General features: G+C 67.6%; 19 protein-coding genes. 7 read left to right on the forward strand and 12 right to left on the reverse strand.

Annotated elements, in window-relative coordinates:
- Positions 1-92: 92 nt before the first annotated feature.
- The 5 genes from ACIP8W_RS29230 to ACIP8W_RS29250 form a co-directional block, all read right to left on the reverse strand.
- The gene (locus ACIP8W_RS29230) at positions 93-1,055 is read right to left on the reverse strand and encodes a hypothetical protein (protein ID WP_402205365.1); all 963 of its coding nucleotides are present in this window, start codon (positions 1,053-1,055) and stop codon (positions 93-95) included.
- Positions 1,052-1,756 carry an RNA polymerase sigma factor SigM gene (gene sigM, locus ACIP8W_RS29235; RefSeq protein ID WP_401954959.1) on the reverse strand — a complete coding sequence of 235 codons (705 nt, stop codon included), beginning with the start codon at positions 1,754-1,756 and terminating at the stop codon, positions 1,052-1,054. The genes ACIP8W_RS29230 and sigM overlap by 4 nt, the downstream gene beginning before the upstream one ends.
- Before the next feature lie 23 nt (positions 1,757-1,779).
- The gene (locus ACIP8W_RS29240) at positions 1,780-3,495 is read right to left on the reverse strand and encodes a protein kinase family protein (protein WP_402205367.1); all 1,716 of its coding nucleotides are present in this window, start codon (positions 3,493-3,495) and stop codon (positions 1,780-1,782) included.
- 119 nt (positions 3,496-3,614) lie between these two features.
- Positions 3,615-5,759, reverse strand: a complete 2,145-nt coding sequence (gene murJ / locus ACIP8W_RS29245; protein ID WP_402205369.1) for a murein biosynthesis integral membrane protein MurJ — start codon at positions 5,757-5,759, stop codon at positions 3,615-3,617.
- Between the two features lie 45 nt (positions 5,760-5,804).
- Entirely contained in the window at positions 5,805-8,171 is a 2,367-nt protein-coding gene (locus tag ACIP8W_RS29250; RefSeq protein ID WP_401954965.1) for a DUF6049 family protein, read from the reverse strand.
- A gap of 212 nt (positions 8,172-8,383) precedes the next feature.
- Here ACIP8W_RS29250 and ACIP8W_RS29255 point away from each other — a divergent pair, with 212 nt between their 5' ends.
- Positions 8,384-9,850 carry a CCA tRNA nucleotidyltransferase gene (locus tag ACIP8W_RS29255; protein ID WP_401954967.1) on the forward strand — a complete coding sequence of 489 codons (1,467 nt, stop codon included), beginning with the start codon at positions 8,384-8,386 and terminating at the stop codon, positions 9,848-9,850.
- Positions 9,851-9,937: 87 nt separating this feature from the next.
- Here ACIP8W_RS29255 and ACIP8W_RS29260 read toward each other — a convergent pair whose 3' ends face one another.
- The 3 genes from ACIP8W_RS29260 to ACIP8W_RS29270 all read right to left on the reverse strand — a co-directional run bounded on the left by ACIP8W_RS29260 (position 9,938) and on the right by ACIP8W_RS29270 (position 13,154).
- Entirely contained in the window at positions 9,938-11,200 is a 1,263-nt protein-coding gene (locus tag ACIP8W_RS29260) for an MFS transporter (RefSeq protein ID WP_401954969.1), read from the reverse strand.
- 94 nt (positions 11,201-11,294) lie between these two features.
- Positions 11,295-12,377, reverse strand: a complete 1,083-nt coding sequence (locus ACIP8W_RS29265; RefSeq protein WP_401954971.1) for an inositol-3-phosphate synthase — start codon at positions 12,375-12,377, stop codon at positions 11,295-11,297.
- Positions 12,378-12,437: 60 nt separating this feature from the next.
- A complete protein-coding gene (locus tag ACIP8W_RS29270; RefSeq protein ID WP_401954973.1) occupies positions 12,438-13,154 on the reverse strand; it encodes a helix-turn-helix transcriptional regulator in 717 nt (238 codons plus the stop codon).
- A gap of 366 nt (positions 13,155-13,520) precedes the next feature.
- Here ACIP8W_RS29270 and ACIP8W_RS29275 point away from each other — a divergent pair, with 366 nt between their 5' ends.
- Both ACIP8W_RS29275 and ACIP8W_RS29280 read left to right on the forward strand, forming a co-directional pair.
- Positions 13,521-16,175 carry a transglycosylase domain-containing protein gene (locus ACIP8W_RS29275; RefSeq protein WP_401954975.1) on the forward strand — a complete coding sequence of 885 codons (2,655 nt, stop codon included), beginning with the start codon at positions 13,521-13,523 and terminating at the stop codon, positions 16,173-16,175.
- 143 nt (positions 16,176-16,318) lie between these two features.
- The gene (locus ACIP8W_RS29280; protein WP_401954977.1) at positions 16,319-17,809 is read left to right on the forward strand and encodes a glycosyltransferase family 87 protein; all 1,491 of its coding nucleotides are present in this window, start codon (positions 16,319-16,321) and stop codon (positions 17,807-17,809) included.
- A gap of 96 nt (positions 17,810-17,905) precedes the next feature.
- On the opposite strand, the gene ACIP8W_RS29285 is transcribed toward ACIP8W_RS29280, so the two are convergent.
- From ACIP8W_RS29285 to ACIP8W_RS29295, 3 genes are all read right to left on the reverse strand, one after another.
- Complete coding sequence (locus ACIP8W_RS29285) at positions 17,906-18,937, reverse strand: alanine racemase (RefSeq protein WP_402205373.1); 1,032 nt, start codon at positions 18,935-18,937, stop codon at positions 17,906-17,908.
- A 65-nt stretch (positions 18,938-19,002) separates the two neighbouring features.
- Positions 19,003-20,121, reverse strand: coding sequence for a lipid II:glycine glycyltransferase FemX (locus tag ACIP8W_RS29290; protein ID WP_401954981.1), 1,119 nt, complete (start codon positions 20,119-20,121; stop codon positions 19,003-19,005).
- A 110-nt stretch (positions 20,122-20,231) separates the two neighbouring features.
- Entirely contained in the window at positions 20,232-20,546 is a 315-nt protein-coding gene (locus ACIP8W_RS29295; protein ID WP_401954983.1) for a hypothetical protein, read from the reverse strand.
- 271 nt (positions 20,547-20,817) lie between these two features.
- Between ACIP8W_RS29295 and rpsF the strand changes: the two genes are divergently transcribed.
- From rpsF to rplI, 4 genes are all read left to right on the forward strand, one after another.
- A complete protein-coding gene (gene rpsF, locus ACIP8W_RS29300; protein ID WP_006604399.1) occupies positions 20,818-21,108 on the forward strand; it encodes a 30S ribosomal protein S6 in 291 nt (96 codons plus the stop codon).
- 83 nt (positions 21,109-21,191) lie between these two features.
- Positions 21,192-21,788 (forward strand): single-stranded DNA-binding protein, encoded by a 597-nt coding sequence (locus ACIP8W_RS29305; protein ID WP_401954985.1) that lies wholly within the window; start codon positions 21,192-21,194, stop codon positions 21,786-21,788.
- 44 nt (positions 21,789-21,832) lie between these two features.
- Positions 21,833-22,069, forward strand: coding sequence for a 30S ribosomal protein S18 (gene rpsR / locus ACIP8W_RS29310; protein ID WP_003967857.1), 237 nt, complete (start codon positions 21,833-21,835; stop codon positions 22,067-22,069).
- An 18-nt stretch (positions 22,070-22,087) separates the two neighbouring features.
- Complete coding sequence (gene rplI, locus ACIP8W_RS29315; protein WP_114660199.1) at positions 22,088-22,534, forward strand: 50S ribosomal protein L9; 447 nt, start codon at positions 22,088-22,090, stop codon at positions 22,532-22,534.
- A 169-nt stretch (positions 22,535-22,703) separates the two neighbouring features.
- Here the strand turns inward: rplI and ACIP8W_RS29320 are convergent, their stop codons facing one another.
- A complete protein-coding gene (locus tag ACIP8W_RS29320; RefSeq protein WP_401954987.1) occupies positions 22,704-24,041 on the reverse strand; it encodes an MATE family efflux transporter in 1,338 nt (445 codons plus the stop codon).
- Positions 24,042-24,348: the final 307 nt, after the last annotated feature.

Genomic DNA, 24,348 nt, shown 5'->3' on the forward strand with positions numbered 1-24,348 from the left:
AGCGGGGAGAAGATCTGGCCGTACGCGGGGAAACCCGTGGCCATAAATTGCGCGGTATTTGGCCGCACACGGGGAGCTTACGGAGACCGCCGTCAGCGGGGGTAGGAGTGCGTCAGCAGGACTTTTCCCCTGGCCGAGGAGGCGTTTTCCACACAGGTCGCGTCGATCACATACGCCTGGACCAGAGTGCGGTCCCCGGAGTGCGGCAGGACGACGAGATAGGCCGCGCTGCCCTTGTAGACGCCCTTCTCGGCCGCGAGGGCGGGTTCGGTGCGGCCGAGACCCTGCCGGATGCAGTCCGGGATCTCGGGGGTGGACCGGAGCATGGGCGAATTGACGGGGGCCTCGGTCCGGGCCGTACCGCTGCGAAGGTCGGTCTTGCTCTCCTTGTCGGCCTGGGCGGACGAGCCGGAGGCCAGCAGTACATCCACGCGGCCCTTGAGCGGGCTTCCCGAGAACTCTTCGTCGCTGTCGCTTCCCGCAGAGCTGACCGCCCTGCTGCTGGTGGCGGTGTCCTCCGTTCCCCGAAGCGTCTGGAGGAGGAAAAACACACTGACACCCATGGCGGCTGTTCCGAAGACGGCGCCCAGGACAGCGATACGGCGGCGACGCGTGCGGCCACCACGGCCCGGCCCGGTGGCGGCCTTGGGCCGCCCGGCGGGGCGGTCGGCCCGTACCATCGCGTCCGTCCTGGCGGATTCCGCCGGATGGGGGGCGAGTGGCGGAGTGAACGGCTCGGCGGTCGTGGGCGCCGGAACCGTTGTTTCACGTGAAACATGTGCCGCCTCGTCCGGCGCTGTCGCGTTCAGAAGGGCCTCCGCCGCCAGAGCGGCGTCGATACGCTCGGCGACATCGCTCGGCATCCGGGACGGCCCCGGCAGGGTACCGAGCAGCCCTCTGATTTCTTCGAGGGAGCCGTGGACATCGGAACAGAGTGCGCAGCCGTCGAGGTGGTGCCGTACAGCGGTGGTGCGGGCCGGTGAGAGCAGGCCCTCCGTCAGATCGGAGATCTCCTCGACATCCGGGTGCTGAGCGGTGTCGGTCGTAGAGGTCACGCGCGCCCACCTCCGCCCTTCGCTCCAGCAGGATCGCCCGATCCTGAATCCTTTGGCACCGATGTCAGTGGGACGGATCCCCTCGGCGTCCGGTTCCTTCCCCTGACCGGACCGCTGTTATCCCCGATGTCCCCCCGCAGATGGGTGAGCATTGGGAGAAGTCTGGCCCGGCCCCGCGCGCAGCGGCTCTTCACCGTGCCGGTCGGCACTCCGAGGATGGCGGCGGCCTCCGCCACGGGGTATCCCTGCATATCGACGAGGATCAGGGCGGCCCGCTGATCGGCGGGGAGCTTGGCCAGCGCCGCCAGCAGCTCGCGGTGCAGGTCCTGGCGCTCGGCGGGGGCCTCCGCGGACTCGTGCGGTTCGAGGAGCTGTTCCAGCCGCTCGGTGTCGTCCACAGGGGAGGTCTTGCGCGAGGCAGCCTTACGGGCCCGGTCGAGACAGGCGTTGACGGTGATGCGGTGCAGCCAGGTCGTCACGGCGGACTGGCCACGGAAGGTGTGCGCCGCCCGGAAGGCGGAGACCAGGGCATCCTGTACGGCGTCGGCGGCCTCCTCGCGGTCGCCCAGCGTCCGTAGGGCGACCGCCCAGAGGCGGTCGCGATGGCGTCGGACCAGTTCGCCGAAGGCATGGGGATGACCCGCTACATGAGCGCTCAGAAGGTTCTGGTCGCTTGTGTCGACAAGCGTGGCGTCGTCCAACGGTTCCCCTCCCCCCGTTCCGGTCAGCCGCTGATCTGGATCTCCGAGATGCCGCCACGGAAGCGGTTGGCGACTCCGGTCGTCGGCAGTTCGGTGATGTGGATCAATACGTACCGGGTTCGCACGGGCTTGTCGAGGGTGCTCTTCAGCGTCCCGGCCGCTGTCTCCAGCTTGGTCAGACGCTGGGGGAAGTCCGAGAGGGAGGTCGGGTTCGAGGCGTCCTTGTCGGCGGCGAGAACTTCGACCTTCTGGCCGCTGCGGTACATGGCGATGTCGAGGGCGGACACGCTCTGTACGCTGCCGAGGTCAACGACTATTCCGCTGCCCTGCTGGCGGTCCGGGCGATTGCCGAAGTTGGCGAAATTCTGGTACTCCGCTGTGATCCAGGCGGTGTCGTTCTTGCCGTCCACGGTGAGTGGTGCGAGTTCGGGCTTTATCCCGGATCCGCTGGGCATGAACTCGGCCGCGCCCTCGATCTTGAGGGGTTTGAGCGGCTTGGGTGTCTTGTCGCCGTCCCCGGTGGCCGTGTCGGTGGGGGAGGTGTCGCTGTTCCCGTTGCGCGGGTCGAGGAGCTGGTCGGCGACCTGCCAGCTGCCGAGCCCCAGAGCGGCGATGAGGAGCGCGGCGACCGTCCACTTCAGGAGCTTGCCGGTACGGCTCTGGAGCGGGGGCGGCGGAGCCACCACGGGCGGGGCGGGAGCCTGCCCGAGGCCCTGCTGCGAGCGGCCGTAGCTGCCCTGCTGGTAGGTCGTGCGCTGATACTCCGGCGGGGCCACGAAGGTGGGCTCCGGCTGCCGGATACGGGGCATCTCCGCGATGGCCGCGCACAGTTCGTCCGGGGTGGTGCACGGCGGATCCTGGCGGGAGGCGGTGGCACCGTCATTGACCAGCGCCCTCATGGCCAGCTCGGAGAGACCGCGGTGGACCCCCGCGCGGACCTGGTCAGGGGCGATCAGCCCGACGCCCTTGGGCAGGCCGGAGAGACCGTAGGAATCCGTCTCGTAGGGCCAGCGCTGGGTCAGCGCGGCGTAGAGGAGCGCGCCGATGGCCTCGGTGTCGGTACGCTGCGGCCGGTCGGCGCGGATCCCGCGCAGCGCGGCGTTCACCGCGAGGCCGCGGATCCGGTACTGCCCGGTGGAGGTCCGCAGCACGGCTCCCGGCGTCAGCCGCAGATGGGCCAGCCCTTCGCGATGGGCCGCAGCCATGGCCTGCGACACCTGGCTGACCAGCTGATAGGCGTCGTGGGCGGCCATCGGCCCCGAGGCGAGCAGCGCGGTCAGCTCGGCCGCGTCCGGCAGCCACTCGTGGACGACATAGACGAGGTCGTTCTCCTCGACGGCGTCCAGAACCTGTACGAAGCGCGGATCGCCCAGCAGCGCGGCGGACCTGGCCGCGGCCAGCACGGAACGGGCCCGCGGATGATCGGCGGGCAGGAGGTGCACCCCGACAGCACGGCGCAGCTTCTCGTCGACCGCGCGCCAGCTGCTGAAACCGTCCAGGCGGGTGACGCACTCCTCCAGGCGGTAGCGTCTGGCGAGTTTGTGGCCGCTGTGCAGTTCGGGCGTCGCGATCCCCGACTCGGTGCTCTGCCGGTCACTGCCCGTGTCCGGGGCGGACTTCTCCGCCGTGTCCTGGGCTTTCGCCAACCCGTCGGTCGTGGCCTTGTCCGCCTTGGCGGTCAGCGGCTCATCACCGCTGTTGTCGGCCACGTCGACGGCAGCCGTGCTACGTTCCGCCACCGTCGCTCCTGCCTCCCCATCCATTGCGCCCTGTCCAACAGCCAAGCCAATTGTGCCCACAGTCGGGCGCTATGCACGACACGCGGCGGCTGCCGATGGTTGTGCCAGGCGGTGCCCGGTCAGCGTCCCAGACGTCCGCGCACCATCCCGACCATGGCGTTGAGCTCTTCGATCCGCATCTTCTTCGCCGCGACGAAGAAGACCCCCAGCAGGACGATTCCGCCACCGGCCAGCGCCACCACCGCCGACAGCGCGCCGCTTCCGAGGAAGTGCAGCACACCGTAGGCGACCGCGCCGGACGCCAGGGCCCCCGGAACGGATGCCAGACAGAGCCTGGCGTACGTCCGCAACACTCGGCCGCCGTCCAGATCGCCGCCCAGCCGGTTCCGCAGCCTGCGCCAGGCCACCCCGACACCGACCGCGTAGGCGAGCCCGTACGCGGCGGCCATACCGACCACGGCCCAGCGAGCGGGCAGCACCACGTAGGCGACGGCGGAGGCCGCCGCGTTCACCGCGGCGACGATCACCGTGTTGTAGAAGGGGGTCCTGGTGTCCTCGTACGCGTAGAAACCGCGCAGCACGACGTACTGCACGGAGTAGGGGATGAGCCCGAGCGCGAACGCCATCAGGATGAAGCCCATGGACCTCGCCGATTCCAGGCCGCTCGACGAGAACATCAGGATCGACAGCGGGACACCGAGCGCGAGGAACGCGAAAGAGATCGGAACGATCGCGACCGCCGAGTTGCGCAACCCCTGGGAGATGTCGTCGCGGACCGCGCCCGGGTCGCCGTCGCTGGCGGCGCGGGAGATCCGGGGCAGCAGGGCCGCCATGACCGAGACCGTGATGATGGCCTGCGGCATGCCCCAGATGAGCTGGGCGTTGCTGTAGGCGAGGATGCCGGCGCCGTCCCGGCCGGAGGCCTTGCCCGCGGCGGTGGCGAGCTGGGTGACGACCACGACACCCGCCTGGTTGGCGAGGACGAACAGGACGGTCCACTTGGCCAGCTTGACCGTCTTGCCCAGACCGTGGCCCTTCCAGTCGAACCGGGGGCGGAACTGGAACCCGGTCTCGCTGAGGTACGGGATCATCGCGAGTGCCTGGACGACCAGCCCGAGCAGGGTTCCGATGCCCAGCAGCCGAATACCGTCCGGCGGGATCGTCCGTACGGTCATTCCGGAGTCGGCGGCCGTGCCGTACACCCAGATGAACAGGCCGAACGTGGCGATCATGACGATGTTGTTGAGGACCGGCGTCCACATCATCGCGCCGAACTTGCCGCGCGCGTTGAGGATCTGGCCCATGACCACATGCACACCCATGAAGAAGATCGTGGGCAGGCAGTAGCGGGCGAAGGTGACGGCGACGTTATTGGCGGCGGGATCGCTGGCGATCGGGTCCGACATCGCCTGGATCAGCAGGGGTGCCCCGTACACGGCCAGCGCCACGATCGCGCCGAGCGCGACCATGACAAGCGTCAGCAGCCGGTTGGCATAGGCCACGCCACCGTCGTCGTCGTTCTTCATCGCCCGCACGAGCTGCGGTACGAACACGGAGTTGAGGCCGCCCCCGACGGTGAGAATGTAGATCATCGTCGGCAGGGTGTAGGCCACGGTGTAGGAGTCACCGAGCAGTGCCGCGCCGAGAGCGGCGGTGATCACCAGGCTCCGTACGAATCCGGTGAGCCGGGAGACCAGGGTGCCTGCGGCCATCACGGCGCTCGACTTGAGCAGCCCCGAGGCCTTGCCGCCCGACTTCTTGGCGGGCGGCGGTGCGGGGGCCGCTTCGGGCTCCGGCACGGCCGGCGCCTGCCCGGTGCCCTGCTGGTCGCGGTAGAGATGAGCGAACGCGTCCGGCTGGGGGCTCTCGTCACTGGCGCGCGAAACCAGCTCGTCGACGCCCGTGAACTGCGTCGTCCTCGGGTCGTCCCCATAGGGAAGACGCCGGGACGGTCCGGCGGCGGGCTCGGGCGGTGGGGTCTGGGCCCAGAGCCGGGGATCCGGGGCGTACTGCTGAGCCGGAGGCTGCTGATACAGCTCCTGCGTCTCCTGGTAGGTGCCGGGAGGCGGCGGTGGGTGGGAGGCGCGGTCGTAGAGCGCCTCCGTCACCGGGTCCTGCGCGGAGAGGTCCTGCGACCAGTAGGGATCCCGGTTGTAGGCATCCTGGACATAGGGATCGGGGGCAGGCGGCGGGGCGGGCGGACCCTGTCCCGCCGGATCGCCGCCCGCGCCCTGCCCACGGTCACCGTCGTACGGCGCGTTCATGGTTACCCCACCTCATCGTCCCCGGCCGACCGGCCACGACATCGCTCAACGGTCCACTTTCTCACCCGTGCCCGACGCGTCCGCGCTTTCCGGTCCGGTGTCCGGTGTCGGGTCACTCGGCTGCCCGGGATCCGTGCTCTTCGGGTCCTTCGCGCCGGCGGTGCCCTCGGCGTCGTGCGGGTTCCCGGAGCCGTCGCCACCCTCGTCCGTGCCGGAATCCTCCGTGCCGTCCGCGGCCGCCTTGCGCGCCACCGCCCGCTTGCGCTGGCTGTACATCTTGACCCCGGCGAGGACCAGCAGCAGCACACCGCCCGCGATGACGAGCATCACGGTGGGGGTGATCTCGGAGACCTTGACCTGGAAGGTCATCGGGCTGCCGTACGGCTTGCCGTCCACCGTGTACAGCTGCGCGGTGACCTGGACCGGACCGTTGGCATTGCCCGCGCCGGTGAACTTCACCGACTGGCTGTGCCCACCGTCGATCTTGATCGGCCGTTCGGCGACGGCCCGGTCGCCGTCCAGCTTGAGCCGGGTCGGGTTGTCCGACTTCAGCCGCAGCACCAGCTCCTGAACGCCCTGGAGCAGTTTGTTCTGAACCGTGACGGGGATCGTCGCGCTCCGCCCGGACAGGGTGAGGACGGACTTCTGGATGAGCTGTACTTCGGTGGTGAGGCCCAGCAGATAGTCGCCCACGGAGCTGCGGTACTGCTGGGCCCCGTTCGGATTGCCGCGCCAGGACGTCGACATCGACCGGCTGATCGCGTTGCCGAAGGGAGCGGCCACCCGGTCCGGCGAGCTGAGGATGGCCTTGAAGTTGTCCAGCCGTTCCTGCGTCGTCCTGATGTCCACGAACGCCGTGATCGGCAGCTCCTGGCCGCGCAGCTTCTTCGGGTACCGCGAGGCGCTCGGCACCTTCGTGGTGGCGTCGGCGTCGGGCTTGGCGGCGGCCGCCGCGACCAGGTCGCTCGGCTCGGTCCAGCGCTCCGGGTCCAGTGCGCGCAGCGCGCCCGCCATCGACTGGGCCTGAGCGGCCGTCGGCATCCGCTGCGGGGCGACGACGATGCTGCGCTGGTTGCCGGGCTCCTGGAGCGTCACGGCCAGCGTCTGGGCGAGGAACTTCTGGATGGCGAGAGTGGAGCTGCTCGCCTCCGTCATATCGCCCTGGAAGGCGGTGGAGAGCCGGTAGTCGGCGACGACCGCCGTCGTTCCGCCGCCGATCGGCCGCGCGGCGTTCGGCGTGTACGACAGGTTGTCCTGGAGGCTGTCACTGCGGGTGATGACCTTGTGGGCACCCGCCGAGGTCGCGACATCGACGATCGCGGGATCGATCGCGCCGTCCACGGGCCAGGCGAAGTCGACGGACGGCTGTACGTGGAGGATGGTCTCCACGGTCTTGGCGGCCACGTCCGTGGCGGGCTGGAGATGGCTGAGCGCGCCCGAGACGTCCTTGCCGCGGTGAGCCAGCGACGCCAGGTCCGGGTCGCCGAACGGCAGAGCGATGACCTTGCCGTCCTGTACGGCCTTCTCCAGGGCGTTGAGCCATTTGGTGGCCACGGCCTGGTTTCTGCCCGGGACGGTGGTGTTCCCGCTCCTGACCCGGTAGCTCCTGGTCATCGCGTCGGCGGTGGCGATCAGGTCGGGATCGATGACCCAGGTGACGGGCAGCTGGCTGCCGAGCGCGACCATCTGCTCCAGCCGTCCGCCGGGGGCCAGCTCCTCGGCCAGATCGTCGTTCTCGAAGACCGCCGTCTGCTGCTCGTCCGAGCCGGTCTCCGCGGAGAGATGGGACGAGGAGATCAGCGGCCAGAGGGTGGTGAGCTGTGTCTTCTCCTCTGTCGCCGTGGGTTGCCAGGGAAGGAAGGTGCGCTGAATGCCCAGCACCCGGTCGTACGAGGTGCCGGCGGTCCGCCCGGTCAGCGAGACACCCAGCTGGTAGACACCGTCCTCGCCGAGCCCGAGCTTGTCGACCGGTACGGAGAGAGCGAAGTCCTGGGGGATGCCGGAGGCGAGCTTCGGAAAGGTGACCTTGTACTTTCCACCGATCGGGGCCACATCACCCGAGGTGTTGCCGGAACGCGCGGCGACATCGTCGATGGCGGTCCTGCCGGACAGCCGGGGCCCCACCCGCAGATCCACCTGGGCACCGGTGACGGCGTTCCTGCCCTGGTTGGTCACCGTGCCCGAGATGGTGAGGGTGTCGCCCTCGACCGGAGCGCTCGGAGCCAGTGTGTTCAGTGCCACACGGACGGTACGAGAACCGGTGGCCTCCGTCGCAGCCTGGGCGGTCGGGGCCGTCGCACCGGCGAGCAGGCTCGCGAGCAGTGGTGCGCCCGCGATCAGAGAGGCTGTGCGCCGCAGCCATCGGCGGGCAGGAGAAGGGCCCATCCCCTGGAAGTCTGCCGCCTCGGCCACGCGCTCGCCCGTCCCTCGTCATCGTCTGTTGCCGTTGGTGGTTGTCGATTGATGCGTCCACGCATGGTAACGATGTGCGCTGTGGCGAAGTGCTGGGGACTGCTCCACATGATCGGAAGAATCTCATGCGTTGCGGCGATCCCCCGCATCGGAGCCCGGGGAGCTCGAAATCAGGACGCCCGCACGATCCGCGGCACGTAATCTTTTCTGTTGTGCCGAACGCCAATGAAGAAAATCCCAGCGCACTCAGCCAGGTGCAACGCCGCGCGGTCAGTGAACTGCTGCGGGTGTCCCCCGTCGCCGACGAACTCGCGCGCCGGTTCCAGGAGGCCGGATTCGGTCTCGCCCTGGTCGGCGGTTCGGTCAGGGATGCCCTTCTCGGCCGGCTCGGCAATGACCTGGACTTCACGACCGATGCCCGCCCCGAGGATGTCCTGAAGATCGTCAGGCCCTGGGCGGACGCGGTGTGGGAGGTCGGGATCGCCTTCGGGACGGTCGGCCTTCAGAAGGACGCCCGGGTCGGCGACACCGATCAGCGTTTTCTGATCGAGGTGACGACGTACCGCTCGGAGGCCTACGACCGGACCTCGCGCAAGCCGGAGGTGTCCTACGGCGACTCCATCGAGGAAGACCTCGTCCGCCGGGACTTCACGGTGAACGCGATGGCCGTCGCACTGCCGCAAAAGGAGTTCATCGACCCCCACGGCGGGCTGGAGGACCTCGCGGCCCGGGTGCTGCGCACCCCCGGCACTCCGGAGGAGTCCTTCTCCGACGACCCGCTGCGTATGCTCCGGGCCGCGCGATTCGCCGCGCAGCTGGACTTCGAGGTGGCCGCCGAGGTGGTCGCGGCGATGAAGGACATGTCCGGCCGTATCGAGATCGTCTCCGCCGAGCGGGTCCGGGACGAGCTGAACAAGCTCATCCTCGCCACCCACCCCCGCAAGGGGCTGGCGCTGCTCGTCGACACCGGGCTCGCCGACCAGGTGCTGCCCGAGCTTCCGGCGCTGCGGCTGGAGAGCGATGAGCACCACCGGCACAAGGATGTGTACGAACACTCGCTGATCGTTCTGGAACAGGCCATCGACCTGGAGGAGAACGGGCCGGATCTGGTGCTGCGGCTGGCCGCCCTGCTCCATGACATCGGCAAGCCCCGGACACGGCGCTTCGAGAAGGACGGCCGGGTCTCCTTCCACCACCACGAAGTGGTCGGCGCGAAGATGACCAAGAAGCGGATGACCGCGCTCAAGTACTCCAACGACATGGTGAAGGACGTCTCCCGGCTGGTGGAGCTGCATCTGCGCTTCCACGGCTACGGGACGGGTGAGTGGACCGATTCGGCGGTACGGCGCTATGTGCGCGATGCGGGGCCGCTGCTGGAGCGGCTCCACAAGCTCACCCGCTCGGACTGCACCACACGCAACAAGCGCAAGGCGAACGCGCTCTCCCGGGCGTACGACGGACTGGAGGAGCGCGTGGCGCAGCTCCAGGAGCAGGAGGAGCTGGACTCCATCAGGCCCGATCTGGACGGCAACCAGATCATGGAGATCCTGGGCACCGGACCTGGACCGGTGATCGGCAAGGCGTACGGCTTCCTGCTGGAGCTGCGGCTGGAGAACGGGCCGATGGAGTACGACGTGGCCGTCGCAGCTCTCAAGGAGTGGTGGGCCGCACAGAACTGAACCACGCGGGGGCCCATGTTTCACGTGAAACATGGGCCCCCGCGTGGTTCCCGGTGGATGCGAGGCGGTGTTTTCCGAGGCGGTGTTTCACGTGAAACACCGCCTTCCGCGTAGCAGGGCGACGGTGGCGGTCGTGTAGAGCACGGCAACTGTGATCACCAGCGGCGCCGACCGGCCGTCCTGCGGCAGCATCAGTGCGGCCACCGCGGCCGCCCCGACGAAGGCGACATTGAACAGAACGTCGTAGAGGGAGAAGACCCGGCCCCGGAAGGCGTCGTCCACCGTCGTCTGCACCACGGTATCCGTGGCGATCTTCGCGCCCTGTGTGATCAGGCCGAGGACGAACGCGGCCGCGAGCAGGGGAGCCGGGGCGAAAGGCAGCCCCAGGGCCGGTTCGAGGACCGCTGCCGCCCCCGCGCACAAGGCCATCCACCCGTACGGCCCGAACCGCCCCACCGCCCACGGCGTGAGGACCGCGGCGGTGAAGAACCCCGCTCCGGAGATACCGAGGGCGACTCCGAGCAGCGCCAGCCCATCGGATCCCCGCTCCGTCCAGGCGTATCGGCAGAGCATCAGCACCATCACCGTCAGTGCCCCGTAGCAGAAGCGCATCACCGTCATGGCGGCCAGCGCGCGAGTCGCGGCCCGTCGCTCCGCGAGATGGGCCAGCCCGTCCTTGAGCCCCTGCGCGGTGGAGGCTAGCGCGGCGCCCAGCCGGGGCTGGAGCGACGACCGCTCGGGGCCGAGCAGTTCGCGTCCCATCAGGAGCGAGGCGAGCGCGGCGCAGAGATAGAGCGTGGCGCCCAGCAACATCACCGCGGCATCGGAGTCCCCGGCCGTCAGCCGGACGGCGAAGGCGAGCCCGCCGCCCGAGGTCGCGGCGAGCGTCCCGGCGGTGGGGGAGAGCGAATTCGCGAGAACGAGACGCTCGTCGTCCACCACACGCGGCAGAGCGGCCGAGAGACCGGCGAGCACGAACCGGTTGACGGCGGTCACGGAGAGAGCCGAGACATAGAAGAGCCAGTCCGGTACGGAGGCCACGATCAGCAGCGCCGTACAGCTCGCCAGCAGGGCCCGCAGCAGATTCCCGTACAGGAACACCTGACGGCGCTGCCAGCGGTCCAGCAGTACACCGGCGAACGGGCCGACCAGGGAATAGGGCAGCAGCAGTACGGCCATGGCGGAGGCGATAGAGGCAGGAGAGGTTTGCTTCTCGGGGGAGAAGACGACATACGTGGCGAGCGCGACCTGGAAGACGCCGTCGGCCCCCTGGGAGAGCAGACGGACCGACAGCAGCCGACGGAAGTCCCTGAAGCGCAGGAGTACGCGCAGATCACGTACGACAGACATGTGGGCCAGAGTCACATACGCGGCGACGGTATATACGAGAAGGGTCCCCGGACCGCATGGCCGGGGGCCCCTCTCACAGCGGAGAGCCGAGCGTCTAACGCTCGACCTCACCGGCGATGAACTTCTCGACGTTCTCGCGTGCCTCGTCGTCGAAGTACTGGACCGGCGGGGACTTCATGAAGTACGAGGACGCGGAGAGAATCGGGCCGCCGATGCCACGGTCCTTGGCGATCTTCGCGGCGCGTACGGCATCGATGATGACACCCGCGGAGTTCGGGGAGTCCCAGACCTCCAGCTTGTACTCCAGGTTGAGCGGGACATCGCCGAAGGCGCGGCCTTCGAGGCGGACATAGGCCCACTTGCGGTCGTCGAGCCAGGCGACGTAGTCGGACGGGCCGATGTGCACGTTGTCGGCGCCCAGATCGCGGTCGGGGATCTGCGAGGTGACGGCCTGTGTCTTGGAGATCTTCTTGGACTCCAGACGCTCACGCTCCAGCATGTTCTTGAAGTCCATGTTGCCGCCGACGTTCAGCTGCATCGTGCGGTCCAGGACAACACCCCGGTCCTCGAAGAGCTTCGCCATGACGCGGTGCGTGATCGTGGCACCGACCTGCGACTTGATGTCGTCACCGACGATCGGGACGCCGGCCTCGGTGAACTTGTCCGCCCACTCCTTGGTGCCGGCGATGAAGACCGGGAGCGCGTTGACGAAGGCGACCTTGGCGTCGATGGCGCACTGCGCGTAGTACTTGGCGGCGGCGTCCGAACCCACGGGTAGGTAGCAGACCAGGACATCGACCTGCTTGTCCTTGAGGGCCTGGACGATGTCTGCGGGCGCCTCGGGAGACTCCTCGATCGTCTGGCGGTAGTACTTGCCCAGACCGTCGAGGGTGTGGCCGCGCTGGACGGTGACGCCGGAGGACGGCACGTCGCAGATCTTGATGGTGTTGTTCTCGCTGGCGCCGATGGCGTCCGCCAGGTCGAGGCCGACCTTCTTCGCGTCGACATCGAAAGCCGCCACGAACTCGATGTCCCGTACGTGGTACTCGCCGAATGCGACATGCATCAGCCCCGGGACCTTGGCCGCCGGATCGGCGTCCTTGTAGTACTCGACACCCTGCACCAGTGAGGCGGCGCAGTTGCCCACGCCGACAATGGCTACGCGAACAGAACCCATTCCGGTTGCTCCCTATGTGTTCTCAGTGTTCGTGATGAGGCCCTACGGCGATGCAGGGCCTCACGTGGCGTCGTCCGCGGACGGATCCGGCGGTCCTGGATGTCCCGGGGGCGTACCCCCGGAAGACGCGACATCCCGGTGCCGGGGCAGGCCGTCCGTTTCTTCGGATGCGCCTCGCGGTACAGCGGGGTCCTCCGGGGCGGACCGTCTCTGGTCCTGTCCCGCCCGCTCGCTCTCGATGAGCTCGTTCAGCCAGCGCACTTCGCGCTCCACGGACTCCATACCGTGACGCTGAAGCTCAAGGGTGTAGTCGTCGAGTCGCTCGCGCGTACGGACCAGGGAGGCGCGCATCTTCTCCAGGCGCTCCTCCAGCCGGCTGCGGCGGCCCTCGAGCACCCGCATCCGTACCTCGCGTTCTGTCTGCCCGAAGAAGGCGAACCGAGCAGCGAAGTGCTCGTCCTCCCAGGAGTCGGGGCCGGCGTGCGACAGAAGCTCCTCGAAGTGCTCCTTACCTTCCGGTGTCAGCCGATAGACGATCTTGGCGCGGCGCCCCGCCAGCGAGGCGGCGAGCGCGTCCTCCGGGGCACTGCCCGGCTCCTCGATCAACCAGCCGTTGGCGACCAGCGTCTTGAGGCAGGGGTAGAGCGTCCCGTAACTGAAGGCCCGGAAGACCCCCAGCGACGCATTGAGCCGTTTCCGCAGCTCATAGCCGTGCATGGGGGACTCGCGGAGCAGGCCGAGGACAGCGAACTCAAGGATGCCCGAGCGTCTGCTCATCCCTGCCTCCTCCGCCGTCCTGGGCTTTTATGCCGAGCCGATGTATCGACTCGATACATCACGACGATAGAACGGAGCGACGGTGGGGACAAGGGGCCATGGTGAACGGCGTCACATCCAGAATTCTCAGGGAGCAACTTGCCTGTTTTAGGGTGAACTTCATCTCTCGGAGGGTTTTGACCGTGCGTAGTCTGTGCGGCATGCAGACCACCGGGAACCGAGTGATGCCGGTACGTGTCAAGTCTGTCGGCTCACCGGATGCATGTTGGATGAGCCCGTCTCCGGGCCGGTCCGTATTGATTTCGGGGGACCGGAACTCAACCGCCGCTTCCAGGCCCACGTGCCTGCCCGAGGAGTAGTCGTTCGATGAGCGAGCACCGTCGCAAGCCGCCCCAGCCACAAGGTGAGGGGGGCGGTCGCGCCGCGGCCAGGCGCGCGGCGCAGCAGTCGTCAGGCCGCCGCGCCGCCCCTGCCCGAGAGACCACCGAGTCGCCCTCCGAGTCGTACGAGGAGGAGCGCCCCACCAGCAGGGCCGAGGCCAGACGGGCTGCCCAACGGGGTGGCAGGCGCGGTGGCGGCGGCGAGCCCGGCAAGAAGCGGCTGATCGACTATCCGCGGCACAACAAGACCGGCGTGCTTCGCTGGATGCCGTCGTGGAAGCAGACGGCGGCTCTCGGTATCGGCTTCGCCGGATCGGTGCTGATTGCCGGAAGCATCGCGTACGCCACGGTCGGGGTGCCCGATGTCAAGGAAGCGGCGGAGGCCCAGAACAATGTCTATTACTGGGCCGACGGCAAGCAGATGGCCTCCGCGGGAGCCGGTCCCAACCGGCAGATCATCACGATCGACAATATTCCCGAGGCGATGCAGAACGCGGTGATCTCCGCCGAGAACAAGTCGTTCAAGGATGACGACGGAATTGACTACAAGGGCATTGGCCGGGCGCTTTTCAATATGGCCAGGGGTGGAAATGTTCAGGGTGGTTCCACCATTACCCAGCAGTTCGTCAAGAACGCCCTGCTAGGTGACCAGAGCCAGACTCTGGACCGTAAGTTCAAAGAGATGTTCATCGCCATGAAGGTCGGCAACACGATGGGCAAGCCCGAGATCATGCAGGGCTATCTCAACACCTCGTACTACGGACGTGGCGCCTCCGGGATCCAGGCCGCAGCCCGTACGTACTACAACAAGGACGCGAAGGAACTCAACGCGAGTCAGTGCGCCTTCCTCGCCACCCTGCTCAAGGGGCCGACCTACTACGACCCGGCGGGTACCACCGGGATCGCGAACGCCACGGCCGAGGAGAACACGAAAAGGGCGAAGGACCGCTGGAGCTGGATCCTCGACGAGATGGTGAAGGACGGGCGTCTCGACGCCAGTGAGCGTGCCGATTACAAGGAGTTCCCGAAGCCTCTGCCGCCGAAGACGAGTGGGAATCTGAGCGGGCAGATCGGATATCTGGTCGACCTCGCCAAGGCGAACTTCATCAACAACAACAAGGAAGGTATTACGTCGGAAATCCTCGCCACCGGTGGTTATGAGATCCACACGACCTTCGACAAGAAGAAGGTCGAGGAGCTCGAAAAGGCTGTCACCAAGATCTACGACGCCAATATCGACCCCGAGAAGCGCCCGGAAACCGACACCCATGTCCAGTTCGGCGGTGCCTCCGTCGATGTCAAGACCGGAAAGATCGTCGCCATCTACGGCGGTCAGGACGCCACCAAGCACTTCACCAACAACGCCGACCAGACAGGCGCCCAGGTCGGATCGACCTTCAAGCCGTTCGTGCTCGCCGCGGCGATGAAGGACGGCAAGCGCGACCCCGAGCTCGGCCCGGACCAGTCCGATGACGAGCGCACCGTGGTCTCGCCGGACAAGGCCATCTACGACGGTGACAACAAGCTCAAGATCAAGAAATACGACGGGTCGGTCTGGACCAACGAAGAGGGCAAGGAGTGGCTCCAGAGGAACGACGGCGACAAGTCGTACGGTCCCATCAACCTGCGTGAGGCCATGCGGGAGTCCGCCAACTCCCCCTTCGTCCAGCTCGGCATGGACGTCGGCATCCCCCAGGTCCGCCAGGCCGCCGTCGACGCAGGTCTCCGCGACGACGACACCCTCTCCAAGTCCAGCGTGCCGTCCTTCTCGATCGGTATCTCCTCCCCCAGCGCCATCCGGATGGCGGGCGCCTACGCCACCTTCGCGGACAGCGGCCAGCAGCGCGACCCGTACTCCGTGACCAAGGTGGTCAAGGAGGGCAAGACCATCTACCAGCACGTGGGCAAGCCGAAGCAGGCGTTCTCCGCGCCGGTCGCCGACAACGTCACCGACGTACTGAAGACCGTCGTCGAGAAGGGCACCGGCACCAGCGCCCAGCTCTCCGGCCGCGAGGTCGCGGGCAAGACCGGCACCACCGACGGCAACAAGTCGGCCTGGTTCGTGGGCTACACCCCGCAGCTGTCGACCGCCATCGACATGTACCGGATGGACGACGACGCCAACAACGAGAACCGTAAGTTCGAGGAGATGTTCGGCACCGGCGGCCAGGAGAAGATCCACGGCGCGTCCTTCCCCGCCGACATCTGGCACGACTACATGGAGAAGGCGCTCAAGGGCGAGGACATCCTGAAGTTCCCCAAGCCCGAGCCCATCGGCGAGGCCGTCTTCGGCGGCGGCGCCGAGCCCTCCGAGTCCCCGAGCGAGTCCCCGTCCGAGGAGCCCTCCGAGTCCCCGAGCGAGTCCCCGTCCGAGGAGCCCTCCGAGTCCCCGTCCACGGAGACGCTCCCCGCCACTCCGTCCGCCTCCCCGTCCTGCACCAGGCTGTTCGGATGCGAGGACACCAGCACCAGCGGCGGCAGCAACACCAGCGGCGGCAGCGACCAGGGAGGCACTGACGCGGGCGGCGGCACGGACCCGGGCGGAGCCAGCACCTCGCCCACCCCGACCGCCGAGGAGAGCACCGACGAGGGCGGCGGAATCTTCGGCGGCCCCCGAGGCTTCGGGGCCACCCAGGACTGACCCCAGAACCCGGTCCGGGCCTGGGCGCCACGGACCCGCGGCGCCCACCACGAGGGCCGTCGCACCGACCACGTACAGACTTCTGTACGTACGGTGCGGCGGCCCTCGCCGTGCCCACAGCGGCGTACGGCAGGATGGGCGCCATGCCGAGCGCAGAAGAGAGAACCGTGCACCAGGACCGGCCGGACGTACCGCCCACGCGGCGCGACAAGGTCGCAGCGGCCGGCAGCGAACTGATCGGCGGACCGATCGGACGCCGGGCACTCTCCGGCAGCGGCCGGCTCACCCCCGTACAGGTCGTCGCGCTGGTGGCGATCGGGATGTTTGCGCTCGGCATGGTGCAGAAGATGCCCTGTTACAACTGGGCATGGTTCCGGGGCGTCAGCTCGCAGTACACCCACGCCTGCTATTCGGACATTCCACACCTCTACCTCGGGCGCGGCTTCGCCGACAACCTGGTGCCCTATTTCGACCGGCTCACCGGCGACATGCAGTACCTGGAGTACCCCGTACTGACGGGCCTCTTCATGGAGATCGCCTCCTGGCTCACGCCCGGCGGATCCATCCAGTACCGCGAACAGATGTACTGGATGGTCAACGCGGGAATGCTGATGATCTGCGCCGCGGTGATCGCCGTCTGCGTCGCCCGCACCCACCGCCGCCGCCCCTGGGACGCCCTCCTGGTCGCCCTCGCGCCCGCCTTCGCCCTCACCGCCACCATCAACTGGGACCTCCTCGCGGTGGCGCTCACCGCCGCCGCGATGCTGATGTGGTCACGCGGCCGGGCCCTGGCCTTCGGCATCCTCATCGGGCTCGCGACCGCCGCCAAGCTCTACCCCGTACTCCTGCTGGGACCGCTGTTCCTGCTGTGCTGGCGCGCCGGGAAATTCCGCGCGTACGGGACCGCCGTGCTGGCCACCGCCGCCGCCTGGCTGGCCGTGAACCTGCCGGTCATGCTGCTCGCGCCCGAGGGGTGGAAGAAGTTCTACACCTTCAGCCGGGAGCGCCAGGTCGACTTCGGCTCCTTCTGGCTGATCATCACCCAGCGCACCGGCAAGTCCATGGACGTCGGCAGCGTCAACACCTACGCGATGCTGCTGATGCTGCTCGCCTGCGCGGGCATCGCCGCCCTCGCCCTCACCTCACCGCGCCGGCCCCGCTTCGCGCAGCTCGCCTTCCTCGTCGTCGCCGCCTTCATCCTCACCAACAAGGTCTACTCGCCACAGTACGTACTGTGGCTCGTCCCGCTGGCGGCCCTCGCCCGGCCGCGCTGGCGCGACTTCCTGATCTGGCAGGGCTGCGAAGTCCTCTACTACCTGGGCATCTGGCTGTACCTCGCCTACACGACCAGCGGCGACGCCCACAAAGGACTTCCGACGGAGGGCTACCAGCTCGCCATCGCCCTGCACCTGCTGGGCACGCTGTACTTGTGCGCGCTGGTCGTACGCGACGTCCTGATGCCCGAGCGGGACAGCGTACGGACCGACGGCTCGGACGACCCCTCCGGCGGCGTACTCGACGGCGCGGAGGACAGATTCGTACTCGGCCAGGCACCCCACCCCGGACACTCCGACGCACAGATGACCGAAGGACCGCGAGTCGAATGGGGAGTACGCCCACCAGGGGCCGCCTGAGTGGCTCGACAGCCCTTTCGGGCTCAGGGACAGCAAAAAGGGGCCACCGAGGGCTGAAAAGCCGTCAGCGGCCCCTCAGGAGCCCTCCCGGGGCTGTCAGCGGTCGACGATCCGGTCGAACTGCGTCGTCGTATGCCGCAGATGAGCCACCAGCTCATCACCGACCTGCGGCTCCTGGGCATCCGAAGGCACGAACAGAATTGACACCTGCATGTGCGGCGGCTCCGCGAACCAGCGCTGCTTGCCGTCCCAGACGAACGGCGACAGATTGCGATTGACCGTCGCCAGACCCGCCCGCGCCACCCCCTTGGCCCGCGGCATCACACCGTGCAGCGCCTTCGGCGCCTCCAGACCCACACCGTGCGACGTACCCCCGGCAACCACCACCAGCCAGCCGTCGGAAGCGGCCTTCTGCTGGCGGTAACCGAACCGGTCGCCCTTGGCGACCCGGGTGACATCCAGCACGGAACCGCGGTACTCCGTCGCGTCATGGTCCCCGAGCCACAACCGCGTACCGATACGGGCGCGGAAACGGGTCTGCGGGAACTGCTGCTGCAACCGGCCCAGCTCCGCGGAGTGCAGATGACTCACGAACATGGTGTGCAGCGGAAGCCGTGCCGCCCGCAGCCGGTCCATCCAGGCGATGACCTCCTCGACCGCGTCGGAACCATCCGTACGGTCGAGCGGAAGGTGCAGGGCGAAGCCCTCCAGACGCACGTCCTCAATGGCCGCGTGCAACTGGGCCAGCTCCTCCTCCTTCACTCCGTGGCGCTTCATCGAACTCATGCACTCGATGACCACCCGGGCACCCACCAGGGCGTACACACCATCGACGGACGACACCGAACGGATCACCCGGTCGGGCAGCGGCACCGGCTCCTCGCCCCGCCGGAACGGCGTCAGAACGAGCAGATCACCGCTGAACCAGTCCTTTATCCGAGCGGCCTCGTAGATGGTGCCGACCGCCAGCGTGTCGGAGCCGAAGCGATTGGTCTCATCGGCGAGACGCTCATGGCTGAAGCCGTAGCCATTGCCCTTGCAGACCGGGACGAGCCCGGGGAACTGCTCGATGACCGACTTCTGGTGCGCCCGCCAGCGCGCGGTGTCGACGTAGAGGGAGAGCGCCATGCCGGTCCGGGACCTTTCTCTTGGCTGCGGTAGGAGAAGCGTGGGAACAAGAAGGAGGCAACGATCTAACGACGCGACATATACATGTCGAGCGCCTTGTGAAGCAGCTTGTTGAGCGGGAAGTCCCACTCACCGATGTACTCGACGGCCTCACCGCCAGTACCCACCTTGAACTGGATCAGACCGAAAAGATGATCGGTCTCATCAAGAGAATCCGAGATACCCCGCAGGTCGTAGACCGTGGCACCCATCGCATAGGCGTCACGCAGCATCCGCCACTGCATCGCGTTCGACGGCCGGACCTCACGCTTGTGATTGGCGGAGGCACCGTACGAGTACCAGACATGACCACCGACGATCAGCATCGTCGCCGCCGCGACGTTCTCACCCTCGTGACGGGCGAAATAAAGACGCATGCGATTGGGGTCCTCGGTGTTCAGGACCGACCACATGCGCTGGAAGTACGACAACGGGCGCGGCCTGAAGTGATCCCGCTCCGCGGTGATCTCGTACAGCCGCTGCCACTCGGCCAGATCCTCGTAACCGCCCTGCACCACATCGACACCGGCCTTCTCGGCCTTCTTGATGTTGCGCCGCCACAACTGGTTGAAGCCCTTGAGGACATCGTCCAGCGAACGGTTCGCCAGCGGCACCTGGAAAACGTAACGCGGCTGCACATCACCGAAACCGGCACCGCCGTCCTCGGCCTGCTGCCAGCCCATCTTGCGCAGCCGGTCGGACACTTCGAAGGCACGCGGCTCGATATGCGTCGCCTCGACATCGCGCAGACGCTTCACATCCGGGTCCTGGATACCGGACTTGATCGCGCCCGCGTTCCAGCGCCGGATCACGACCGGCGGTCCCATCTTCACCGAGAAGGCACCCTGATGCTTGAGATGCGCCAGCATCGGCTGCATCCACTCGTCCAGATTCGGCGCGTACCAGTTCAGCACCGGGCCCTCGGGCAGATACGCCAAGTACCGCTTGATCTTCGGCAACTGACGGTAGAGAACCAGTCCCGCACCGACGAGCTGATCGTTCGCGTCGAACCAGCCCAGATTCTCGGAACGCCACTCCGTCTTGACATCAGCCCATGCCGGGACCTGGCAGTGACTCGCCGCGGGCAGGCTCTGGATGTAGGCCAGATGCTGCTCACGGCTGATGGTCCTCAGGGTCAGGGTCATACGGGGCGCTCCTCGGCAGGTGTGTCCCCATGGATACAGGGGCTCCGGCTCTCGCGCCGAAGCCTACTGCGCCGATGGAGCGTCCCGTCTGGCTGTGGGCCGCAGAGCCGCTAGCCGATGACTCCGCCGAACAGTCCGCCGTGCGCCATACCGAGGAAGAAGCCGACCGCCGAGGCACCCAGCCCGATGATGGTGAGGAACCGTTCACGAGTTGTCACGGAGATGAACTGTCCGTAACCGCCGGTGAGGATTCCGATCAGTCCCACCCATGAGCTGAGCAGATGCAGGTGGTGGAAGAACGCCGAGACGAAGGCGAGCACGCCCAGCGTCAGTGTCACCGCCATCAGGGTGTCCTGGAGCGGATGAGGTTTCCCGTCCGTCGCGAGGAGAGAGGTCGCGGAGCTCGGTCGCATTGCCTGTGCCATCTGGCACCTCCTGGCCTTGCCGGAAGGCGGCACATCGTAGTGCCGCGCACATCCGATGAGTACAGATTGCGTCCAAGGGCGGCACGATTTCAACCGGAAGCCGGTGTGCGGGTAGTCTGTACGGTCTGCACCGGTGTCTGCCCAGGCCAGAAGACGATCCCCCGCTCACCGAGCCGGATTGTCAGTGGCTGCGGATACCGTTGCTTACGCATCACGACCCTCCTGCCACGGATCGACCGTGGCCGCTGAGTCCAAAGGAGGTGGGTTCCACATGCGTCACTACGAGGTGATGGTCATCCTCGACCCCGATCTCGAGGAGCGAGCAGTCTCCCCGCTGATCGAGAACTTCCTTTCCGTCGTCCGTGAGGGCAACGGAAAGGTCGAGAAGGTCGACACCTGGGGCCGTCGTCGTCTCTCTTACGAGATCAAGAAGAAGCCCGAGGGCATCTACTCGGTCATCGACCTCCAGGCCGAGCCTGCGGTCGTCAAGGAGCTCGACCGACAGATGAACCTGAACGAGTCGGTCCTCCGGACCAAGGTCCTTCGTCCCGAGACCCACTGAGCTTCCAGCTCAGAGGGCGTCGGGTTCGAGCATTCGAGTAGCAGCAAGCAGCCAGAAGCAATCCCCGCCGAGAGGTTCACCCAATGGCAGGCGAGACCGTCATCACGGTCGTCGGCAATCTCGTCGACGACCCCGAGCTGCGCTTCACCCCGTCCGGTGCGGCGGTCGCGAAGTTCCGTGTCGCGTCCACACCCCGCATCTTCGACAAGCAGACCAATGAGTGGAAGGACGGCGAAGGCCTGTTCCTCACCTGCTCGGTCTGGCGTCAGGCGGCGGAGAACGTCGCGGAGTCGCTCCAGCGGGGCATGCGCGTCGTCGTGCAGGGCCGGCTGAAGCAGCGGTCCTACGAGGACCGTGAGGGTGTCAAGCGCACGGTCTACGAGCTGGACGTCGAGGAAGTCGGCCCCAGTCTCAAGAGCGCCACGGCTAAGGTCACCAAGACCACCGGCCGTAGCGGCGGCCAGGGCGGCTACGGCGGCGGCCAGCAGGGCGGCGGTGGCGGCAACTGGGGCGGCGGCTCCGGTGGTGGCCAGCAGGGCGGCGGCGGTGCACCCGCCGACGACCCGTGGGCGACCGGCGCACCGGCCGGCGGCGGCCAGCAGCCGCAGGGCGGCGGGGGCAATGGAGGCGGCTGGGGCGGAAGCTCCGGCGGCGGCTACTCGGACGAGCCTCCCTTCTAAGGGCGGGCTCGCACCCCACTTCTTGATCACACAGGAGAGACACCATGGCGAAGCCGCCTGTGCGCAAGCCTAAGAAAAAGGTCTGCGCATTCTGCAAGGACAAGACCCAGTACGTGGACTACAAGGACACGAACATGCTGCGGAAGTTCATTTCCGACCGCGGCAAGATCCGTGCCCGCCGCGTCACCGGCAACTGCACGCAGCACCAGCGTGACGTCGCCACGGCCGTCAAGAACAGCCGTGAGATGGCGCTGCTGCCCTACACGTCTACCGCGCGATAAGGGAAGGGTGACCGAATAATGAAGATCATCCTCACCCACGAGGTCTCTGGCCTCGGTGCCGCCGGCGATGTCGTCGACGTCAAGGACGGCTACGCCCGCAACTACCTGGTCCCGCGCGGTTTCGCGATCCGCTGGACCAAGGGCGGCGAGAAGGACGTGGCGCAGATCCGCCGCGCCCGCAAGATCCACGAGATCGCCACCATCGAGCAGGCCAACGAGATCAAGGCCCGCCTCGAAGGCGTGAAGGTGCGTCTGGCCGTTCGCTCCGGCGATGCCGGCCGCCTCTTCGGCTCCGTCACCCCGGCCGACCTCGCTTCGGCGATCAAGTCCGCCGGTGGCCCGGATGTCGACAAGCGTCGCATCGAGCTCGGTTCGCCGATCAAGACCCTGGGCTCGCACCAGGTGTCCGTGCGTCTGCACCCCGAGGTTGCCGCGAAGCTCGGCATCGAGGTCATCGCCGCGTAAGCGCGAAGCTCGATTGAGCATGGAGAGGGCCGTATCCCGTCAGGGGTACGGCCCTCTCGCTCTGCCGGGGTTCGGGCGCCGGGCCTTCGGGCCGGCGGGGTTCCGGCTCGGGGCTCCTCGATGTTTCACGTGAAACGGGGCGCACAGGCTGATCGGGCACCCGCCCGCGTCAGCGAACGGCGCCGGTGATGAGCCAGCGGCCGGAGCGAGTACGCAGCCAGAGCGTCAGCAGGCGGACCGTCATCATCAGCCCCATCGCCCACCAGAGGGCTGTCAGCCCGCCCCCGAGGGCCGGGACGAGCAGGGCGACGGGTGCGAAGACGGCCAGGGTCACCACCATGGCCCGAGCGAGATACGGGCCGTCCCCCGCGCCCATCAACACCCCGTCCAGGACGAAGACGACTCCCGCGATCGGCTGGGAGACGGCTACGACCAGCAGGGCCGGGAGCAGTGTGTCCCGCACCGCTTGGTCACCGGTGAACAGCGGGATGAACAGCGGCCGCGCGAGCACGATCAGCGCGCCGAGCAGAACCCCGGACACGATCCCCCACCACACCATGCGGCGGCAGACTTCCTGGGCGCTCTTGGTGTCACCGGCTCCGAGATAACGGCCGATGATCGCCTGGCCCGCGATGGCGATGGCGTCGAGAGCGAAGGCCATCAGGCTCCACAGCGACAGAACGATCTGGTGGGCCGCGATATCCGTGTCCCCGAGGCGGGCGGCGACCGCGGTGGCGATCATCAGGACCGCGCGCAGTGAGAGCGTACGGACCAGCAGTGGTACGCCCGCCTGGGCGCTCGCCCGTATCCCCGCCGCGTCGGGCCGCAGCGACGCGCCGTGCCGGCGCGCTCCTCGTACCACCACCATCAGGTAGACGGCGGCCATGGCGCACTGGGCGATCACCGTGCCCCAGGCCGAGCCGGCGATGCCGAGGCCGGCACCGTAGACCAGGGCGACATTGAGCACGGCATTGGCGGCGAACCCGCCGATGGCGACATACAGCGGCGTACGGGTGTCCTGGAGCCCGCGCAGCACACCCGTGGCGGCGAGTACGACCAGCATGGCGGGGATGCCGAGGCTGGAGATCCGTAGATAGGTGATGGCGTACGGGGCCGCGGTGTCCGAAGCGCCGAACAGCCCGATCAGCCACGGCGCGGTGGGCAGTGTGACGGCGATGACGGCGGCGCCGAGCAGAAGGGCCAGCCAGATGCCGTCCATGCCCTGGCGGATGGCGGCGGAGAGATCGCCCGCGCCGACTCGCCGGGCGACGGCGGCCGTGGTGGCGTAGGCGAGAAAGACGAAGATGCTCACCGCGGTGGTCAGCAGGGCGGCCGCGATGGCCAGCCCGGCAAGTTGCGGGGTGCCGAGATGGCCGACGATCGCGCTGTCGACCATCACGAAGAGAGGCTCGGCGACGAGGGCGCCGAAGGCGGGAACGGCGAGTGCGACGATCTCTCGATCGTGTCGCCGGCGCCCTGTCCCGGGCGGAGCGGGAGCCTGTGTCATGCACTCAATCTAATCTTCCACAGGTAAGTGATGCAAGATACTAGTGGCCCTTACGAAGCCCGATGATCGGGCCCGGTTGGCGCGCTGCTTGTTCTGATCCTGGTCCAGTCGGGAAAGTTTTTCTCCCCCACAGGCGGTGGACGGAAAAATGCCAGGTCAGAATGGTTGTGCCGAAGGCGATATGACTTTGTCCACAGTGCTGTCCCCCGGTCCGTGCACAGGATCGTCCGAGTTCTCCACAGCATCTGGCGCGTCGTCCACATGGCCTGTGGATAACAAGATTGGCTGACGTCGCTGACGGGCCTAC

Source organism: Streptomyces sp. NPDC088554, assembly GCF_044752945.1.
GTDB lineage: Bacteria > Actinomycetota > Actinomycetes > Streptomycetales > Streptomycetaceae > Streptomyces.

Bases quoted from the DNA above. Each gene is read 5' to 3' on its own strand.
- murJ (WP_402205369.1), bottom strand. From the start codon at position 5,759: ATGAACGCGCCGTACGACGGTGACCGTGGGCAGGGCGCGGGCGGCGAT.
- ACIP8W_RS29260 (WP_401954969.1), bottom strand. From the start codon at position 11,200: ATGTCTGTCGTACGTGATCTGCGCGTACTCCTGCGCTTCAGGGACTTC.
- ACIP8W_RS29265 (WP_401954971.1), bottom strand. From the start codon at position 12,377: ATGGGTTCTGTTCGCGTAGCCATTGTCGGCGTGGGCAACTGCGCCGCC.
- ACIP8W_RS29270 (WP_401954973.1), bottom strand. From the start codon at position 13,154: ATGAGCAGACGCTCGGGCATCCTTGAGTTCGCTGTCCTCGGCCTGCTC.
- ACIP8W_RS29275 (WP_401954975.1), top strand. From the start codon at position 13,521: ATGAGCGAGCACCGTCGCAAGCCGCCCCAGCCACAAGGTGAGGGGGGC.
- ACIP8W_RS29280 (WP_401954977.1), top strand. From the start codon at position 16,319: ATGCCGAGCGCAGAAGAGAGAACCGTGCACCAGGACCGGCCGGACGTA.
- ACIP8W_RS29285 (WP_402205373.1), bottom strand. From the start codon at position 18,937: ATGGCGCTCTCCCTCTACGTCGACACCGCGCGCTGGCGGGCGCACCAG.
- ACIP8W_RS29290 (WP_401954981.1), bottom strand. From the start codon at position 20,121: ATGACCCTGACCCTGAGGACCATCAGCCGTGAGCAGCATCTGGCCTAC.
- ACIP8W_RS29295 (WP_401954983.1), bottom strand. From the start codon at position 20,546: ATGGCACAGGCAATGCGACCGAGCTCCGCGACCTCTCTCCTCGCGACG.
- rpsF (WP_006604399.1), top strand. From the start codon at position 20,818: ATGCGTCACTACGAGGTGATGGTCATCCTCGACCCCGATCTCGAGGAG.
- ACIP8W_RS29305 (WP_401954985.1), top strand. From the start codon at position 21,192: ATGGCAGGCGAGACCGTCATCACGGTCGTCGGCAATCTCGTCGACGAC.
- rpsR (WP_003967857.1), top strand. From the start codon at position 21,833: ATGGCGAAGCCGCCTGTGCGCAAGCCTAAGAAAAAGGTCTGCGCATTC.
- rplI (WP_114660199.1), top strand. From the start codon at position 22,088: ATGAAGATCATCCTCACCCACGAGGTCTCTGGCCTCGGTGCCGCCGGC.
- ACIP8W_RS29320 (WP_401954987.1), bottom strand. From the start codon at position 24,041: ATGACACAGGCTCCCGCTCCGCCCGGGACAGGGCGCCGGCGACACGAT.